This is a genomic window from Ohtaekwangia kribbensis (assembly GCF_042676245.1).
In the GTDB taxonomy this organism is placed as follows: domain Bacteria; phylum Bacteroidota; class Bacteroidia; order Cytophagales; family Cyclobacteriaceae; genus Ohtaekwangia; species Ohtaekwangia kribbensis.
Map to the genome: position 1 here is coordinate 591,299 of NZ_JBHTKA010000008.1, position 19,430 is coordinate 610,728.

The 19,430-nt window shown below is 43.7% G+C and carries 11 protein-coding genes; 9 read left to right on the forward strand and 2 right to left on the reverse strand.

The window, feature by feature from the left end:
- Positions 1–27: 27 nt before the first annotated feature.
- The 9 genes from recG to ACFQ21_RS23590 all read left to right on the forward strand — a co-directional run bounded on the left by recG (position 28) and on the right by ACFQ21_RS23590 (position 13,572).
- A complete protein-coding gene (gene recG / locus ACFQ21_RS23550; protein ID WP_377583307.1) occupies positions 28–2,121 on the forward strand; it encodes an ATP-dependent DNA helicase RecG in 2,094 nt (697 codons plus the stop codon).
- Positions 2,122–2,202: 81 nt separating this feature from the next.
- Complete coding sequence (locus tag ACFQ21_RS23555) at positions 2,203–4,953, forward strand: triple tyrosine motif-containing protein (protein ID WP_377583309.1); 2,751 nt, start codon at positions 2,203–2,205, stop codon at positions 4,951–4,953.
- Positions 4,954–5,031: 78 nt separating this feature from the next.
- Positions 5,032–7,689 (forward strand): PAS domain S-box protein, encoded by a 2,658-nt coding sequence (locus tag ACFQ21_RS23560; RefSeq protein ID WP_377583311.1) that lies wholly within the window; start codon positions 5,032–5,034, stop codon positions 7,687–7,689.
- Positions 7,690–7,743: 54 nt separating this feature from the next.
- Positions 7,744–8,253: a DinB family protein gene (locus tag ACFQ21_RS23565; protein ID WP_377583313.1), complete on the forward strand. Its 510-nt coding sequence runs from the start codon at positions 7,744–7,746 to the stop codon at positions 8,251–8,253.
- A 16-nt stretch (positions 8,254–8,269) separates the two neighbouring features.
- Positions 8,270–9,595 carry a D-alanyl-D-alanine carboxypeptidase/D-alanyl-D-alanine-endopeptidase gene (locus ACFQ21_RS23570; RefSeq protein ID WP_377583315.1) on the forward strand — a complete coding sequence of 442 codons (1,326 nt, stop codon included), beginning with the start codon at positions 8,270–8,272 and terminating at the stop codon, positions 9,593–9,595.
- 18 nt (positions 9,596–9,613) lie between these two features.
- Positions 9,614–10,885 (forward strand): glycoside hydrolase family 3 protein, encoded by a 1,272-nt coding sequence (locus ACFQ21_RS23575; protein ID WP_377583317.1) that lies wholly within the window; start codon positions 9,614–9,616, stop codon positions 10,883–10,885.
- 18 nt (positions 10,886–10,903) lie between these two features.
- Positions 10,904–11,704 carry an N-formylglutamate amidohydrolase gene (locus ACFQ21_RS23580; RefSeq protein ID WP_377583319.1) on the forward strand — a complete coding sequence of 267 codons (801 nt, stop codon included), beginning with the start codon at positions 10,904–10,906 and terminating at the stop codon, positions 11,702–11,704.
- A 1-nt stretch (position 11,705) separates the two neighbouring features.
- Positions 11,706–13,076 (forward strand): formimidoylglutamate deiminase, encoded by a 1,371-nt coding sequence (gene hutF, locus ACFQ21_RS23585; RefSeq protein ID WP_377583321.1) that lies wholly within the window; start codon positions 11,706–11,708, stop codon positions 13,074–13,076.
- Between the two features lie 13 nt (positions 13,077–13,089).
- Complete coding sequence (locus ACFQ21_RS23590; RefSeq protein WP_377583323.1) at positions 13,090–13,572, forward strand: GNAT family N-acetyltransferase; 483 nt, start codon at positions 13,090–13,092, stop codon at positions 13,570–13,572.
- Positions 13,573–13,596: 24 nt separating this feature from the next.
- Here ACFQ21_RS23590 and ACFQ21_RS23595 read toward each other — a convergent pair whose 3' ends face one another.
- Together ACFQ21_RS23595 and ACFQ21_RS23600 are read right to left on the reverse strand one after the other, a co-directional pair.
- On the reverse strand, positions 13,597–14,604 hold the full coding sequence (locus ACFQ21_RS23595; protein WP_377583325.1) for a DUF3500 domain-containing protein: 1,008 nt from the start codon (positions 14,602–14,604) through the stop codon (positions 13,597–13,599).
- A gap of 82 nt (positions 14,605–14,686) precedes the next feature.
- Entirely contained in the window at positions 14,687–19,414 is a 4,728-nt protein-coding gene (locus ACFQ21_RS23600; protein WP_377583327.1) for a hypothetical protein, read from the reverse strand.
- Positions 19,415–19,430 lie beyond the last annotated feature (16 nt).

Sequence of the window (19,430 nt, forward strand, 5' to 3'; positions counted from 1 at the left end):
AAACTTGTTTTGAAGAAGTAACAACGAATGGCTAATTTTTTTGATTCCCCTATAGAATTCCTGAAAGGCGTGGGGCCGCAGCGTTCGTCATTATTAAACAAGGAGCTGAATATTTTTACGTTCGGTGATCTGATCCAGCATTTCCCTTTCCGATACGAAGACCGCACAAAATTTTACAGTATTAAAGAACTATCCGATGACCTGCCTTTTGTGCAGGTGAAAGGTATACTTCGAAAGAAAGAATTAATTGGAGCGGGATTTAAGAAACGTTTGGTAGCACATGTAAGCGATGAAACAGGCGAACTGGAGTTAGTTTGGTTTCAGGGAATTAACTGGATTAACGAAAAGTTAAAAGTTGGTGTCTCCTATGTTATCTTCGGAAAACCCGCTCGCTTTGGCAGCAAGTTTAATATAGCACATCCAGAGATTGAAGTTTTAACGCAAAAGAATGAGCAGGGCGGATTTCTGCACCCGGTATATCCGCTCTCCGAGAAGCTGCGAACACGACATATCGATAGTAAAGCTATAGCGAAGCTGGTGCAGGAGTTGTTAGCACAAGCCAACGATAAAATTCGTGAAACACTTCCTTCACATTTGTTGAGTAGTGAAAACCTCATTGCCAAAAGGGAAGCGTTGCTAAATATACACTTTCCAAAGAGTACAGATTTACTCATTCGTTCACAACAGCGATTGAAGTTTGAGGAGCTGTTCTACATTCAACTTCGTCTGCTCAAGATGAAGCTTGTGCGCCAGGAGAAATTTCGCGGGCAAGTATTTCAGGATACTTCATTGCTCACTAAATTTTACAACGAACATTTACCTTTCGCTTTAACAGACGCACAGAAGAAAGTAATCAAGGAAATATATGCTGACCTGAAATCCGGCAAACAAATGAATCGCCTCTTACAAGGCGATGTAGGAAGCGGTAAAACTATTGTAGGCTTTATATGTACGCTCGTTATAGTCAGTGGCGGTGCACAGGCTGCACTCATGGCACCAACGGAAATTCTTGCACAGCAACACTATAATGGTTTAAAGCGCTATGCTGATAAAATGGATTTGTCCGTTGCTTTACTAACAGGTTCCACAAAAAAATCAGCACGCAAAGAAATTCATGAAGCACTTCGTTCAGGCGAATTGAAAATACTTATTGGTACACATGCCCTGCTGGAAGAAGAAGTACAATTTAAAAATCTTGGTCTTGCGATCGTGGATGAACAACATCGCTTCGGTGTAGCACAGCGCTCTAAACTCTGGCAGAAAAATGCAGACCTATATCCGCATGTGTTGGTAATGACGGCCACACCTATACCGCGTACTCTGGCCATGACTTTGTATGGCGACCTCGATGTATCTATAATTGATCAGTTACCGGCCGGAAGAAAACCTATCAAGACTATACATCGGTTTGATGCGCACCGATTGCAGGTAAATCAGTTTCTGCGCGACCAGATAGCAGCGGGCCGACAAGTATATATGGTATATCCTCTGATTGAAGAATCTGAAAAACTGGATCTGAAACATTTGATGGATGGCTATGAAAGTGTATGCCGTGCCTTTCCGGATGTAGCAGTGAGTATAGTGCATGGCAAGATGAAGCCTGAAGCAAAAGATTTTGAGATGGCGCGCTTCATCAAGGCAGAAACAAAAATTATGGTGGCCACCACGGTTATCGAAGTTGGCGTAGATGTACCCAACGCTTCGGTGATGGTTATTGAAAATGCGGAGCGCTTCGGGCTCTCACAGCTTCACCAGTTGCGCGGTCGTGTTGGTCGCGGAGCCGAGCAATCATACTGTATTTTGATGACCGACTATAAATTAGGCGCAGACTCAAAAGCACGGATCGATACGATGGTGAAAACCAATAATGGTTTCGAAATTTCAGAAACGGATCTTAAGCTCCGCGGGCCGGGAGACCTGATGGGTACACAACAAAGTGGTGCACTCGACTTGATGATATCGGACCTTGCCAAGGATGGCGCCATTTTACAGCGAGCCCGCGAAAAAGCCATTGAAGTTTTAAACCAGGACCCGGAACTGGAAAAGCCCGATAACAAAGTAATTCGCACGCAAATAGAATCCATGCGCAAGACAGTTGTTAACTGGAGCCGCATCAGCTAAATCTGCAAGCCTCTAAATGCCAGTGTCTTCTATTTGATTAACCTCCACCATTCTTTACCTTTACTGCTAAGCTCATCCTGCATGCGTCACATAGTTTGCTTCATTCTGCTGCTAGGCTTTTTCAAATCCTATAGCCAAACCGGTAATTATTTTCTCTCCCATTACTCGCCCGGAAAAGAGCGATTCAGCAATGTCTGTTTTGATATGGTGCAGGGCGATCGTGGTGTGATGTATTTCGCAACGCGAAGCGGTGTGCTTGAATTTGACGGACGCAACTGGGATCTGATCTCTGGCAATGGTGCTGTATACTCCCTTCAGCTAAACCGGCAAAAGGAAATATACTGGAGCGGCACAAACGGTTATGGCAAAGTTGATACCAGTGTACCGGGCGATCACAAACTGAAGGTACTTTCAGGCGAAGGCGTATCTGATGTCTATAAAAATCTGATTGTAAACGACAAGCTATATTTCGTTACCGAACAGGCTGTATATATCGAGCAAAAGAATCAACCTGTAACGATCATAAAAGCATCCAACCTTACCGGTTCGTTCGGAACTATATTTGAATTATTCGGAGCAGTATATATCAATACACAACGCGGAGGAATTTTTAAAGTAGGCGATGATAAGCTACTGAGGTCTGCACTGGATATCCCTGCGGATGCAGACGTTACTTTCTCCAGCGGAATGAATAACTTCTATATACTTGGTCTCTCCAATAATAAGGTGCTGCTTACAGGCGAAGATCTTCGCATGAAGGAGCTGAACATGGAAGACCAGGCATATGCCGATGCCAGTGTAGTGGTAAACGGAAACTGGGTAAACCGCGACCTGTTTGTACTCGGCACGTTGCGCGGTGGTATGATCTTCGTACAGTCGGGTTCCGGAAATACACAAGAGATCGTTAACTATAATACAGGCCTGCCGGATAATGAAGTATATACGTTGATGCTCGACAAGAGCTTGTGTGTATGGGCTGCACATGAATACGGATTTACGCGCGTGGCACCGTACCTTCCTTTTCGTTCGTTCAGTCATTATAACGGACTTGCCGGAAATTTACTTTGCGCCACATCGTTCGAAGGAAAAGAATATGTAGGCACATCGCTTGGTTTATTTCGCCTTGAAAAAGAAGAAGTATATGACGAGATAACGTACTACGAAGAAGTAGAAGTAAAACCCAACAAATCTCAACCTTCTGGTAAAACAAAAACGCCAGCTGGTAAAGATGAAAAGGCGAATCCATCACAGGAGTCAAAGAAAAAAGGATTCCTTCAGTTCTTCCGCAGAAGTCGCGATGAAGAAAAGACTACAGCAACCGAAAAAGACAAGAGTACCACCGCGAAGGATAATGAAGCTGCCCCCAAAGACTCAAGTCCTAAAAAAACATATCGCTCCGTAAAAAAGACACAACGGGTTTTGCGCTCATCCCAATATGTATATAAAAAGGTTAATGGTATAGATGCCAAAGTAACGCAGCTCTTCGAATTGGATGGTAAGCTGATTGCTGCCGGACTTGCCGGTGCATTTGAAATAAATGAACTCACCGCGAAACCAATTCTGGAGGAACCTATATTAACCGGCTATGCTTCTGCCAACCTCGACGTAGTGCTCTTCTCTACATATGCCAGCGAAGTGCGCGTGTTTCAACCAACTGAAGATGACCAGTGGAAGTCGTTAAACTTTCTTGAAAATGTAGACGACCGTATTGATGCAATGGTGGATGGTATTGGTCATGAACTCTGGCTCTGTGCGCTTGACAAAGCATATCGTCTGGATATAGCAGACGGGCAGGTAAAGAACATACAAACTATATCGATTGATAATCCTACCTATAATAACATTACCTGTATACACTGGAATAACGATATTATACTGGCTAACGACCAGGGGTTTCTTCGCTTCGACCGCCAGAAGAATATATTTGAGCATATTGACTCGCTTGCCAAACCGATACATTACTTCTCGGACGGAGAAAATATACTCTACAACGACAATCACGCATGGAACATTCTGGGTAAAGCACACGGTCAAAGCAACCTACAGCTTCTGAATTTATTGCAGAACCTCCGCTTTGTTTCGATTGACCAGAATGCTGAAAACCTGTGGCTGATTACCGAGAACAACGAGCTCTATAAATTCTTCGGCGAGAAATTTACTCCTTACGAAGCCGGCAATCAGCCTTTGCTGCGTGCTGTCCGCAATAACGATACGAAAGTAGATTTACTCAACTTTGAAGTATCGCAAAATAAAAGCACTGTTACGTTCGAGGTAATTCAACCCGATTTTCTTGCGCCACAGTCTATAGAGTATCGATACAGGTTGAAAGGTCTTGACGAAGATTGGTCAGAGTGGTCTACCAACAACTACATCATCAATTATCCATACCTGCCTGCGGATGACTACATATTGATGGTACAGTCGCGCGACATTTTTGGTAAAGTGCATGAACTGGCAAATGTTACCTTTGAAGTTCTTCCACCTTACTGGCAGCGCCCGTGGTTTTATGCGCTTGAGTTTTTTGTGTTCTCAGGCCTTGTACTCTTATCGTTCCGTCTCAGCAACCGGTATCGCATTATAAGTCGTTTGTTGTCACTGCTTACCATCATCATGCTCATTCAGTTCATCCAGACAGTGGCCAGTGCTACCTTTGAAACAAAAGAGAGTCCGGTTACTGATTTCTTCATACAAGTAGTCATTGCATTTCTAATTTTGCCGGTGGAAGGCTACCTGCGCAACCTAATGTTTCGTTCGGTAGATCCTTCAAGCAGACTATATCGCTTCCTGGAACCCAAAGCCGGTATTTCGCGCGGAAAAGATAATGTATCCTGACCCACGCAAAAGCACGAATATATAGTACGGGTTCTGAGAAGATGACTTGCAGCGTTGCACTTAACTGAAAAGGAAATTGTGAAATCGGCCAGAGAAAAAGCATCTACGTTAAGTGAGAGTGGCTTCAGGGCGCTTATCGAGCATGCATATGAAGGAATTGTAGTGTACGATACAGCAGGCGATATAAAATTCGCGAGTAAGTCTGTCAAGAAAGTCTGTGGCTATAGCGAGAAAGAAGTACTCGGTAAAAACGGAACCTTCTTTGTTCATGCGCATGATATAACCGATGCCCGTAAATCCTTTATCAAGCTCCGTAAAACTCCGGGCAAAAGCATTAAACTGATTCAACGCTTACGTCATAAGAAGGGATACTATATCTGGGCCGAATCTGTACTCACCAACTTCTCGCACATACCTGGTATAGAAGGCATCGTATCAAACTTTCGCGACATCACCGAGCAAAAGATAACAGCCGAAAAAGCACTGCACAACCAGGAACTGCTGGAGAGCATCAACCGAAATTTATCAGAAGGCATTTTCATGGGCATATTGCGCGGACAATTTGTTCATGTTAATGAAGCCTTTCTGCGCATGTTTGGGTATAAAAATCTTTCGGCTGTACAGAAGATAAAGACGCAGGCTATATATCGATATAAAAAAGATCATGAACAGATTTTGCGCGTACTGCGGAAAGGTCCGGTACTAAAAGAGTTTGAATCATCGTTCAGAAGAAAAAACGGGGAGACTTTCTCAGGTGTTATCAACATCAGTTTGCTGAAGCACGAAGGCAAAGACAATTACTTTGTTGGTACGATACGCGATATATCATCGGAGAAAGAAGCCGCTGCAGCACTGGAAGAATCACGCAACTTTCTAAACAACATCATCAATACGGTAGCTGCTCCCATCTTTGTAAAGGATGAAAAGCATCGCTGGCTGATGTTTAATAAAAAATTCAGTGAACTGATAGGCCGTAGCCAGCACGACATGCGCGGAAAAACCGACCGTGATTTCCTGCCCAGAAAAGAAGCAGATGCTTTTTGGGAAGTAGACGATGAAGTGTTACACAACGGTAAGACTGTACGCGTTCTGGAAAAGATCACGTCACGAAACGGTACAAAACACGACCTCCTGACGGTTAAATCACTTTTCGTTAACGATAAGAAAGAAAAATTCGTCATCGGTTTTATTACAGACATAACCGAGTTGAAAAATGCCGAGGAGAAGATAAACCATCTGAATGCAAATCTGCGAGGTGTACTGGAGAGCACTCGTGAATCTATATATGCGGTCGATGCTCATTTTAACTATATAACATTCAATCAAAATCACCAGCGCATCATGAAGGTGTTGTATGGTGCAGATATAGAGATCGGCAAAAACAAACTAAACTACCTGAAAGGATCAGTTGACTATAAATGGGTTAAAACCGAAATACAAAAAGCGCTGGAAGGACACCACTTTGTTTCTGAACATTTTCTCAAGTATCCCGGATTTACCGGCCACATCCGAACAACGTTTAACCCTATACGCAATGGAAACGAAATAAAAGGAGCGGCTGTATTTGTTCATAACATAACAGAGCGCAAACAGTTTGAAGAGATCATCAAATCCATTAACGCTAATCTTCGCGCTGTCCTTGAAAGTACCAGTGACGATGTATTTGCTGTTGATCGCAGGCTCAGGTATATAACATTCAACAAGGCGCACGCTAAAAAAATGAGTACGCTTTTTCAATCTGAAATAAGCTTTGGCGAGTCCTTTGTAAACGCTTTGCCGGTTGCTCTTCGCAAAGGTGCACGAAATGAATTGTTACTTGCATTAAAAGGCAAACAGTTTGTAATTGAAAAACAAATCGGTAATGAAATTATAGCGGAGATATCCTTTAACCCGATTCGAAACGAAGCGGGTATAGTTACCGGTGTCGCTATCTTCTCCAAAGACATAACGCTGCGAAAGAATATCGAAGAAAAATTCAGGCAACTGAACGAAGAGCTTCTTCAACAGAATTCACAACTCGCTGCACAGGAAGAAGAACTGAAAGCAACGCTGGAAGAACTCTCGGAAAGGAATTTTGAGCTCGATCAACTCATGTATAAAACATCTCATGATCTGCGCTCGCCTTTGAGTTCAATTATGGGGTTGATCAACCTTGCAAACCTGGATAGCGATGCCGCCAATCATCATCAATACCTCGACAAGATCGAAGGGCGCATCAAAAAGCTGGACGAGTTTATCCGATCGATGCTTGACTATGCACGGGTAAATCGCGTGGATGTAATTCGCGAAACCATTCCGCTGAAGAGCGTTGCCCTGAATTGCATTCGCGAGTTGGAGTACCTCGATAACTTTTCTTCAGTGCAGGTAGAGATTAACGAGAAGGGAGCAGACATTCCTTTTGTAAGTGATCTGCTTCGCATACAGATCATCTTCAGTAACATAATCTCCAACGCCTATAAATATTATAATTCGGAAACCAGCAGTCGTCTTCAGATTGATATTCACATTACGCGCGAGAGGGTAACGCTTGAGTTTACCGACAACGGCATCGGTATAAAGACCGAGTATCTCGACAAGATCTTTAATATGTTTTACCGCGCCACCGATCGCTCGCAGGGTTCCGGGCTGGGTATGTACATCGTGAAGCAGGCCGTTGAAAAACTCCGGGGTACAATCCGGTTAATCAGTGAGTATGGTAAAGGAACGAACATCAAAATAACTCTGCCCAATGGTTAGTCCGTTAATGGAAAGACCGTTGCCTTCGATTAACTTTTAAGTACATTTGAAATTATGACACGACCCGACCTTCAAAATGTTGCTCCTTTTTACAAAGGCTATGTTGAGTATGTAAAAGATCAGGACATGCTCGATGCGTTAATTCAATCCAACAAGCTTACGGTTGATCTGATCCGATCCATTCCGGAAGAAAAAGGAAGTTATCGCTATCAACCGGAAAAGTGGAGTATAAAAGAGTTACTCTGCCATATGCTGGATGTTGAACGTATTTTTGCTTACAGAGCATTGCGCTTTGCCAGAAACGACAAAACGCCTTTGTCTGGTTTTGAAGAGAATGACTATGCACCACAAGCCAACGCTGAGGCGCGCACCCTACACGATCTGGCCAATGAAGTTGAACGCCTGCGCGCAACCACAATTGATTTATACAAAAGCTTTACTCCTGAAATGCTGCAGCGAACAGGTACCGCGAATAAAGCAGAGTTATCGGTGTTGAACCTGGGCTATATTATTGCCGGCCACGAATCGCACCATCGTAAAATTCTGAAAGAGCGTTATCTCTAAACAAACTATATCTCGGATGAAGTACAGTGCACCACCATTTCTGTTCAGATCATTCCTTTGGATTCTTATAGCAATTGGTTTCTCCACCGTACTCTTCCGTTGTTCGCCTGTCTCAAAATCTGCGCTCACCAAAACATTCAAGTCAACCGAAGCAAAGTTTAAAGATCATGTTGGCTTTGTGTTGTACGACCCGGCCAAAAAGAAAACTATATTTGATTACCAGGGAGGGCAGTACTTTACTCCTGCTTCCAACACCAAGATCTTTACATTCTTTACGAGTCTTAAAGTGCTGGGCGATTCCATACCGGGCCTCCGGTATATTGTTCGGGGGGACTCCCTGATATTCTGGGGAACGGGTGATCCCGGATTGCTTTATAAAAATGTTTTTACCAACAATCGCGTCTATAGCTTTTTACAGACATCACCATATCAACTCTTTTTCTCAGTCGATAATTTTTATACCGATCCATTCGGTCCGGGCTGGGCGTGGGATGATTACAATGCTTACTATTCTGCCGAACGTTCTCCACTTCCTATATATGGTAATATTGCTTCTATCTATGCTGCAGGCAACAAACCAGTTATAGAACCGCTGTTTTTCAAAAATGATATTTATACAGGTGGCCAGCAGTCAAGTGCAGATGCTACACGCGAGCCGGAGAAGAATGTTTTTATTTACTTACCCGGAGCTAAACCATCATCCAAGGTTATTGATGTTCCGATCAAGATCTCTCCGGAATTAACAGCAACACTACTAAGCGACACCCTGAACAAACACGTTACCTTAATTCACCACGTTTTCGATACAACAGCAAAGACTATATATGGCACACCGGCTGATAGCCTGTACCGCATTATGATGCAGGACAGCGATAATTTTATAGCAGAACAACTGCTGCTGCTCTGTGCCAACACCCTTAGCGATTCTATTAAACCGGAGATAGCCATTCGCTATTCCAAAAAATTCTTTCTGAATGATCTGGCCGATGAACCCATCTGGAAAGATGGTTCCGGTTTATCACGGTTCAACTTGTTTACACCAAGATCGGTCGTGCAGCTTTGGGAGAAGATATATACACTGATACCGCAGGAACGTTTATTTACGTTGCTTGCTATCGGTGGTAAAAAGGGAACCATCCGCAATTACTATAAAGAAAGCAAGCCCTATATTTTTGGAAAGACCGGCTCATTAAGCAACAACCATGCATTGAGTGGCTACTTAGTAACCAAGAGTGGCCGATTGCTGATCTTCTCGTTTATGAATACCCACTTCGCCAAATCGACCGGTGAGGTGCGAAACAATATGCAGGAGATACTGCATAGAATTTATGAAGCTTATTAAACTGAATATTTTTATAGAATGAAGTATTTCTCTTACTCACTTTTTTTGGTGGCACTCTTTTCAGGAAGACTTTTTGCCCAGAGTATCGATAGTCTTGATATTAAAATTGGTCAGATGATTCTGATTGGTTTTCCGAAAGACAATGTTGATCCGGAGGTGCTACGCGAAATAAGACAAGGCAAAGTCGGATCGATCATCATCTTCGAAAAAAACATACCGGCTAAAAATTCTTTCGTTGCTTTAAAGAAAATTACCTGGACCTATCAACAAGCTGCTCCTATACCACTCTTTATATGCATAGATCAGGAGGGAGGCCGAGTAAATCGTTTGAAAGACAAATATGGTTTTCCGCGCTCCATCACTGCCGCTGCCATGGCTAAATCTCCAACACTTGACTCGGTAAGATTCTATAGTGAAGCAACAGCATCAACACTGGCAGGTTTGGGTATAAATGTAAACTTTGCGCCTGTAGTAGATCTTGCTTCCAATCCGGATAACCCGATCATCGCCAAATTCGGTCGTGCATTTTCTGCGAATGAAGATTCCGTAGCATTAATGGCGAAAGAAGTTATCAAGCAACATCGCAAGTATGGTGTAATTACATCGCTCAAGCATTTTCCGGGTCACGGAAGTTCAAAAGCTGATACACACTTAGGCATTGCCGATGTTACCAATACATGGGAAGAACGTGAGCTTAAACCGTATCAACTCCTCATCGACTCGGGCTATACCGATGCGATCATGACATCGCACATCGTTAATAAAAAACTCGACAAGAACGGCAATCCCGGAACGCTCTCGGCTGATGTGCTCACCGGTATACTGCGCAAGCGTTTACATTTCAATGGTGTTATCTTCACTGACGATATGCAGATGCATGCCATTGCAAAACACTATGGATTTGAGCAGGCTATAAAACTTGCTATACTCGGTGGTGTTGATATCATGACGTTCTCCAACAACATTGCAGGCAGCGATCAACGCACGGTTGATAAAGTTCACAGCATTGTTCGGGCGATGGTAGAAAAAGGAGAAATACCGCACGCACGCATTGACGAGAGTTTCAAAAGAATCATGCTGCTGAAGAAACGCCTGCGTGAAAGTTCCGCTGAAGCAACACAACAACAAAGTATAGACAGACTGCAGGTTGCACTTAACAAAGCCGAGGCAGACCTTGCTGCCACACAAGAAGCGTTGAAAGTAAAATCAGAAGAGCTTGTAAAAGCACAGGATGCACTGACACAGGAACAGCCCAAAAAGAAAAAGAAGAAAAAGAAAAGAGACGAATAGTTATCTGATATATATAGTGTGAGTCCTTTTAAGATCTATAGTCCTACAGCATCAACAGTGCCCATCGTGGTAAGTGTGCCGCACTGTGGCATTTCTTTTCCGGATGATATACGTGATGAGTATAAATCATCCCTGGCACAAGCGCCCGATGATACGGATTGGTTTGTAGACAAACTTTATGACTTTGCACCTTCCATGGGCATGACGATGATCACGGCAGTATATAGTCGCTGGGTCATCGATCTGAATCGGGATCCGGAAAGTAAGCCGTTGTATAGTGACGGACGCATTATAACAGCGCTTTGTCCATCAACAACGTTTTTGGGCGAGCCGCTTTACAACGATGAGCGCAGTACAGTGGCGGATGAAGAAGTTAAAAGACGATATACACTATACTATAAACCTTATCACGTCAAAGTACAGGAGCTTCTCAACGATCTCAAGTCAAAATTCGGAAAGGTATTGTTGTGGGATTGCCACTCGATCCGGCAAATCGTACCAACTATACAAAGAGAAAAATTTCCAGATCTCATTCTCGGTGATGCCGATGGAAAAGCTGCGGGTGCAGAATTCATTCAATCAACACTCAAGACTTTATCATCCGATAAATATTCATTGAGTCATAACCATCCGTTTAAGGGGGGCGCCATCACGCGTTCCTTTGGCAAGCCTTCTGAAGATCAACACGCCCTTCAACTCGAAATGCCGAAGGTACACTATATGGACGATGCCGAAGTAAATTACCACGAAGAGCGTGCACGGCACATGCGGCAATTGCTGCAAGAAAATTTCCGGCAACTGATTGAACTACTACGCTAGTATGAGTACGGTAAAATATTTCCAGTTCAAAGGTTTATTGCTGAACGATGGATGGATGGCGCCTGCCTATATAGGGGTGGATGAAAAGGGAATTGTTCAATATATAGCCAATCAAAAGCCGACACAGCCGGTATCGATAGAAGCTGTTAATGGTTTTGCTATACCGGGTTTTCAGAACGCGCACTCGCATGCATTTCAATATGCGATGGCCGGTATGGCTGAACGGCACGCACCCGGCTCAAGCGATGATTTCTGGAGCTGGCGCGAAGCGATGTATCATTGTGCCCTGAGCCTTGATCCCGATCAGGTTGAAAAAGTAGCGGCCATGCTATATGCCGAAATGTTACGGAAGGGCTATACGCACGTAGCAGAGTTTCATTACCTGCATCACGATAAAGACGGCAAGCCCTATGCAAACCTGGCGGAGATGGGGGAGCGATTGGTTGCTGCCGCCAAAACAGCCGGCATAAAAATTACACTGATACCGGTGTTTTATCAGAAAGGTGGTTTTGGAAAAGATCCACAGCCTCGTCAGCGCAGGTTTATATCCAACACCGTGAATGAATATTTTCATTTACTGGACGATAGTGCTACCATTGTATCGAACCATACACATGCTTCGCTCGGCTTTAGTGTACACTCGTTGCGGGCGGTCGATTCAAAAGATATAGTATCAACATTTACGAACGGTCCGCGAAATATACCTTTCCACCTGCATGCAGCCGAACAACTGAAAGAAGTTGAAGACTGTGTCGCCCATCTCAAACAACGTCCTATTGAGTGGCTGTTGAATAATTTGCCGGTGGACTCACGTTTTCACATCGTTCATTGCACCCACATGAATGATGAGGAAGTAAAACGATTGGCACAAAGTAAAGCGCATGCTGTACTTTGCCCCGGCACGGAAGGTAATCTTGGTGATGGTATATTTCGATTAACTGAATATGCTTCTTATAGCGGCTCGTGGTCTATCGGTACAGATAGTCATATCAGCCTTAATCCATTGGAAGATCTTCGCTGGCTCGATTATGCACAACGCTTTACCACACACAAACGAAATACATTTGATGATGGTGCTCGCCTGTTAACCGAAAAGACATTGCAGTCAGGCAAAGCCGCCATGGGTAATCTCAACCGGAAATATTTTGGTATCGGAGAATCGTTTGATGCTGTTATATACAACGCCAAGTCACCTTTGCTGGCACAGGCATCTATAGCCGATATACTTTCGGTTATTCTTTATACTTCTGATTCGAGTGACGTGCTGGGAACAATTGTGGATGGAAAGTGGATTGTAAAAAATCAGGTTCATTTGCGATCGGAGAAAATTACCGCAGCTTTTCTAGCTGCACAAAAACGCCTCCACGCATAAACTATATTTTGAAATGACAGTTGAGATCAGACCGATACAACCTTCCGATGCTACTGTTGTAGCCCATGTTATAAGAACTGTTATGCCTGAGTTTGGTGCGGGAGGTGCTGGCTTCGCTATACACGATCGCGAAGTAGACGATATGTATACAGCCTATACTTCACCAGGCACAGCATACTTCGTTTGTGAAGCCGAGGGAAAAGTAATGGGTGGCGGAGGTATAGGACCGTTAGCAGGCGGTGATACGGATTATTGTGAATTGAAGAAAATGTACTTTCTACCCGAAGCACGCGGTTTAGGCTTAGGACAAAAAGTATTGGAAGCATGCCTGCAAGCCGCGAAAGCAAAGAGATATCGCTTCTGTTACCTTGAAACATTCAACACCATGAACAAGGCAATGAAGCTTTACGAAAAAGCAGGCTTCGAAAAAATAGATGGTCCGCTGGGGAATACCGGGCACTTTGCATGCGATCGCTTTTATTTACTTCAACTGTAACTGTAGAATATAGCGAAGTGTAGATCAGTTGTGTTCTTTCTGATAGTGCTCGCGCAAAATGTCTCCGGCAAAATCGTTGGTAAGATCGCGCACAACGGAGTGAATATGGTTTGCATTATTCTGCGTGTTATCATATTCAATCAACAGCATCGGCCCTTGTATGCGATAGTAGTGACCCGCGCCCGGCTTTAATGCACCCGCCCAGGCAAAGCTTAATTTATCAATACCCGCCTTTTTAATCTTCTCCATAAGTTTCTCCGCGAAACCAAACTCATAGTTTTTAACATAGGTGTTCAACAGCTTCATAAACAGTTGTTGCTGTTCTGGCGTCAGATCTTTATAGAGTATACCTGCCGGTGTTAGAAGTTCTGCCTGTTGTTTGTTATACGATACAATTTCATGAAGTGCTGTTTCTGAAAATCGGGCTTTCGCGAGTTGTTGTTCGTTCAAAGCGTTGATCAACGCAAAACCAAGGTCCATTTCATCTTTCAACGTTTTCTTACCACGTTCATTTCCCGAAGGCACTACCGCGGGATTACTTCCCCAGAACGATGGCGTTGACGATTCAATTATACCATGGGCTGTTGAAAAGTTAAGCGAAAGGTGATGGCCTTCGAGGCGCCATCCCCAGAGTTTATCAGCGGAAGGAGTTCCAAATATAGTGAAGTAGTAATTAAGCGGATCGCGGTACGAGTCGTTGTCATCGCGACCTTCAACCTGTTGCAGAATTTTTTCAAGAGCCAGTATACCGGTTGCTTTTTGATAACCCTGACTGCTTAGCGATGCTTTTAACAACGCGAAAGCTGCTGCTCGTTGTTTCTCACTGAGATCGTGCAGAGATATACCATTTCTGTCTTTCGGAACGAAGTGCCAGTTGTGACGCTCGTCATTGTCCCAGGTATACTGCACTTTACTCTTTAGCGCAGGTGACAGCGTTAATAGAAAATCATTTGCCCGCTGCGTAACATCAACCGACTGCGCCTGTACGGCAACACCATAGAAGAACACACATGCACACAATAACTTCGTCATACTTGAAAGTTATTGAATAATCAGAATAAAACTCTCCTGTTCGGGTCAGTATTGGTAGGCTACAACGTGGTGTCTATATGGATCAAAATCCATCGTCTTCTTTCTTCGGTGCGTCTTCTTTTGCTTCTTCTTTCTTCTTCGCTGCAGAAGATCCATCACTCAGACTATACGGAATGTCAATACCATAGTATTGCTGACGGAAGCGGTTAATGAATGAAAGCGTTTCATCATCACTGCCGGGTATAAATGCAACTTCGCCAACCTTCGCTTTACCAGCGTTGCTCTTCTTGGCAATAATGGTATTGAAGTCTCCATTGGATGAATGCACCATTAAACGATTGTCTTCAAAGCCAAAGTAATACCAAGCTTCAGGCGAAGCCTTTATGAACACGTGAAACACAGGGCCGCCATCTTCTGTTTTCTTCACTTCCATAAAACCTTCAAACGCACCGTTGATATCCTGACGGCCAATGTTTGACATACCAAGCGTGCCTTCGCTATAGAATGCTTTCTGTTTTTGCGACCATTTCAGGTTTACGTTTGAGAATACGAGTGGCTTGGCAAGAGGTGTCAACGTTCCTAAAGAAACATATCCTTGCAGGCTTTTCTGTTCGTAATCTTTAGCCATGCGCTCGCCAACGATGTCTGCTATCTTATAAAGCAACTCGGTCTGATCACCAAGACCTTCATCTGCACCTTCGTTCTTGATGACATCCTGTATCTGTCGCGCCATCAAATCAAAAGCAGTAACCGGTACGTTTGAATCAACCATGATGAATGAATTCATCCGGATATCGTTGTTGGTCATGTTACCCTGGCCGATCGCGGTAGAGGTAATATTAAAATCTTTCGAGCCGCTGAATAATTTCACAGGACCTTCGAAGCGCACAGACAATGTTTCATCATTATAGGCGAATACTTTTCCCGAGAGAGAATTTCCTGCTGCTTTCGCAAGGCTTTCAATTTTAAATTCCTGTGTCGCTGTATCGTAGTGCAGCGAGCCACTTGGTTCGAAAAAGTTTTCATCCTCCTCCATTTTCTTATCGTTAATGAAGGTGATATATAATTCATTGTCGGTAGAGAAATGCAGACCTGCATTAACCCGGTTTCCTCCTTCCGTTATAGCGTTATCAAAATCTATATGTACATCTGTTTCATCACCGGTCTGAGTATATTGGATCCACGTATTATAGTTTTTGATCTTGCGGATGTCGAGCTTCACAAAGCCGGTAAGCTGTAACGCTGGGCGTGTAGCGTACATCGTCATGTCGCCTTTATAATACATACCAGCCCCGAGTACAAGCTTTTCCTTATCGGTAACCGAACCGGTAGCTACAGTTTGTTGTGTAGCCACTGTCTTTCTTTTCTTGCGCGACACTTCTTCCTGTGCTATATCTTCCAAATGGAAGTCGGTCATTTTGATGGCAAACGTATCCTGTAAAAAGTTTACATACTGGTATGTAGCGTAACCGCTGAATTGCTTACGCGAAATTATATCCACCACACCTTCAGTAAGTCGGTGGTACGCATTCAAGGTATCAAGAATGATGGTGGTGTTTTTAAGTGTACCAATCTTGGCATTCTCGAGAATCAATACCTCGTTATTTTCAGGCGTAATTTTAGCATCGGCCACAATGATATATGGTATACCGCTCACCTTGAGCTCCTGCGTTTTCAAATTATATTCTGCTTTCTCTGCAAGGAAGTTCAGTGAGTCGAGTTCTTTTCGCGTGGTATAGAAATATGAATCTTCCAGCGGAGTGTTCGGATCCTTCTTCATGGTGATCTTCTCTGCTTTCAGATCCCAGCGCATTTCAGGTATAGATGTTTTGAACTGCGCATACGGGAATTCAATCGCTGCTATACCGGCTACTTCTGGGCTAATATCCGCATAGTTCTCCTTCAGATTAAACTTCATACGAATATCCACCCCATACAACAGCGGCTTGTTCGGATCTTCTGATTTTACTTTGAAGCGAGCGTGTCTGGCGCTAAAATCGTTCGCGGTAAAATTCATGTTACGCGAAATCAACTCGCTGCCTCGTGTTTCAAGTTTACCCATACCGGCAACACCTTCTTTTGAAATGGTAAGTGTTCCCTGCATTTGTGCGGTTGAATCGTAGAAGTTGAAAGGAGCTTTCATGTTCTTGATCCGCATTTTATCCTGCTTAGGATACCACTTCATTTCAAAGTCAGGCAGCGAAGCCTGCGGGAACATAACAGAACCAAATTGTTTTTCTGCGATGGTGGCACGATTACCGCGCGTGATCACAGAATCCGGATAGAAAAGAAAATCGTAAGAGCGAATCGTTGCTGCGAGGTAATCGATCTGACCGGCACCACGAAGTCCGTGGTTATCCATGTTCAGTCCTCCTCGCATTTTAGCTTCACCGTTATAGAGTTGATAACCAGCCTTTGGAATGTTGTGCTCAAAACCAAGAGACTTATCAGGCTTCGAGTGAAGCTTCTCTTTGAAGTTCGGGAACATACCACTCGAAACAAATGTACCATCGAAGTTAATTGAGGCAGGGTCCGCATCGTTCAAGCTGTCGAGTTTAAAAGGTGGCACCACAAAGAACATCGATCGATCGTATACACCTCCGAGTACTTCCGGCCTGTCGAAGTAAATTACACCACCACCACTGGCATCGAGTCGTGGGAAGTTGGGTATTTTTTTCTTTCCTGATTTATTACCGGCTTTACTGATGAAGAGCGTACCAGACTTCTGACTCGTGCTGGCCAAGCCACCCACTGCAGCTGCCGTAGAGTCGGCCCCCACCATGTTGTTGTTCAGTTTTCTGCGTATGCTCTGTCCTTTCGCATTTTTTTCCGTTACGTAGAAGTTAATGGAGTCGATGCGCGTCAGGTTTATATAGAAGCTATCGTACTTAAGTGTAAATCCTTTGCCGCTTATTTCGAAGTTACCGGCATTGATTGTTCCATCGAATTTAATGTCGCGATTCTTGAGCAGTGTAATTACGTTACTATCCGGTTTAATGCGAACGTTAAGCGAGTCACTCACTTTAAATTCATCTACACCACGCACTGTCATATAGCCTTTGCTGAAATTAACGGAAGCATTGGCTGTACTATCAATAACTGAATGGATCTTGAGGTTATCATAATCCATTTCTCCTAAATGAGCTTTATAGATCACAACTGCCTTTTCTTTTACATGTACTATATCTGTTTTCGGATTGTAAGTGACCAAGCCTTTCTCATTCAAAAAATCTATAGCGGCTTTAATATCTTTTACTTCTTTACCTGAAAACTGCACGAGATCGCCTGAATAGAAATCTCGCGTTTTGTTCTTCATACAATATCTCACTACCAACGCCAGCGGATGGAAGGAGAATCCTTCGCCTTTTAATAACCTGAAATCTTCCGGATCGTAATAGTCAACCGACTCGATGATCATTGGTATCGTGTTTCTTCCCCCATCCGTGCGCATATCCAGACTGTCGGCAAACAAATTCCATTGAATCACATCGGTGGAGAAATCTACATTAAAGAACGTTGAAGAATATGGCGTGTGCATTAGTAAACCTCTTTCCTTCTGCACGTATATTTTTTGAAGACTGTCTTTACCAAAGGTATAGCGCATGCGCACGGCCGGGTGTGTTATAGAATCGCCTTTATCGACCAGCGAGATGCGTGCTTTACGGGAGAATATAGTGGAATCTGAAAACTCAAAGTCGGGCGACAGCACCTTGGCCTTCATTTCTCCATTGTGATATACTTCTACAGTTGAAGGATTTCCTCCCACGGAACTTCCGGTAATTTTCCTGCCGGTAAGTGTGAAGCCTCCGTAGTATTTTACATTTTCATCGCCTATACCTTGTATGGGCAATGTACTTTGAAAGGATTTGAATCGAGGATAGGTGGATGCAACTGAATCTTTGCGTGTCTGCGATTTGAATTCAAATGTTCCGGGAATCAAACCGGGTGTTTTGCCGGTATAATTAAGTTTTACAAGATCGGCTTTGAGTTCGGCTTTATTGACCTTGAAATTATAGTCTGTAAAATTGCAGTATACACTGTCGGGACTGAGCAGGGCCGAAGACCAGTCGAACGTTCCGTCTTTACCAACAAAAGTATTATCGCGTAGTGAAAGCGACCCTTTTGTGTTTTTCAGAAATGCCGAGTCGTATTTTGTTACAAAGTTTAGCGTGACGCGGTTGAAACGAATTACCGGACCTTCTACAACAGGTTGAGGAGGCGGATTCATCCACAATGGTACTTCTGTAAAAATAGAATCAACAGGTTGATCGTTGTAGTCGTTCGTTGGTGTTGATTCGGTATAATCCTGCTGGTCTGTTGTGGGAGTCGATGTGGTGTCATTCATATCGAATGACGGTGCCGGAGCTATATAATCAAATGTATAGTCGTCATCTCTGGCGTACAGCCTATAGGATTTTTCATAGTGCAGTGCGTGATGTTCAAAGAACGTACGACTTCCTTGCAAGAAATTGAGAATGCGTGGCGTAGTTTCATTATCAATCACCTGCCCGACAACGGTGAAGAACCCGGAGAGCTTGGATGCATCAGCACGTTCAACGGTTACTGCGTTTGCAATAGCACCAAAGTAATTGATGAGTGCAGGCTTGAGCGGAAGTTTTTTCTTCTTCATCTTCCGAAGCTGCTGTTGTATAATTAATTGTTGATCTGCACCGAGGCTTGACCATGCGGATGCAAAACTGGTACCCACGACTGTAGCATCAACGTTCCGGGTATTTTCCAGAACAATTCTTACGCTGTCAGGAAAATTAAGCGGAATGGAGGAAGTCTGAGATTTCTTTTGAGCCGACACAATCAGAGCCGGAAGA

Bases quoted from the DNA above. Each gene is read 5' to 3' on its own strand.
- recG (WP_377583307.1), top strand. From the start codon at position 28: ATGGCTAATTTTTTTGATTCCCCTATAGAATTCCTGAAAGGCGTGGGG.
- ACFQ21_RS23555 (WP_377583309.1), top strand. From the start codon at position 2,203: ATGCGTCACATAGTTTGCTTCATTCTGCTGCTAGGCTTTTTCAAATCC.
- ACFQ21_RS23565 (WP_377583313.1), top strand. From the start codon at position 7,744: ATGACACGACCCGACCTTCAAAATGTTGCTCCTTTTTACAAAGGCTAT.
- ACFQ21_RS23570 (WP_377583315.1), top strand. From the start codon at position 8,270: ATGAAGTACAGTGCACCACCATTTCTGTTCAGATCATTCCTTTGGATT.
- ACFQ21_RS23575 (WP_377583317.1), top strand. From the start codon at position 9,614: ATGAAGTATTTCTCTTACTCACTTTTTTTGGTGGCACTCTTTTCAGGA.
- hutF (WP_377583321.1), top strand. From the start codon at position 11,706: ATGAGTACGGTAAAATATTTCCAGTTCAAAGGTTTATTGCTGAACGAT.
- ACFQ21_RS23590 (WP_377583323.1), top strand. From the start codon at position 13,090: ATGACAGTTGAGATCAGACCGATACAACCTTCCGATGCTACTGTTGTA.
- ACFQ21_RS23595 (WP_377583325.1), bottom strand. From the start codon at position 14,604: ATGACGAAGTTATTGTGTGCATGTGTGTTCTTCTATGGTGTTGCCGTA.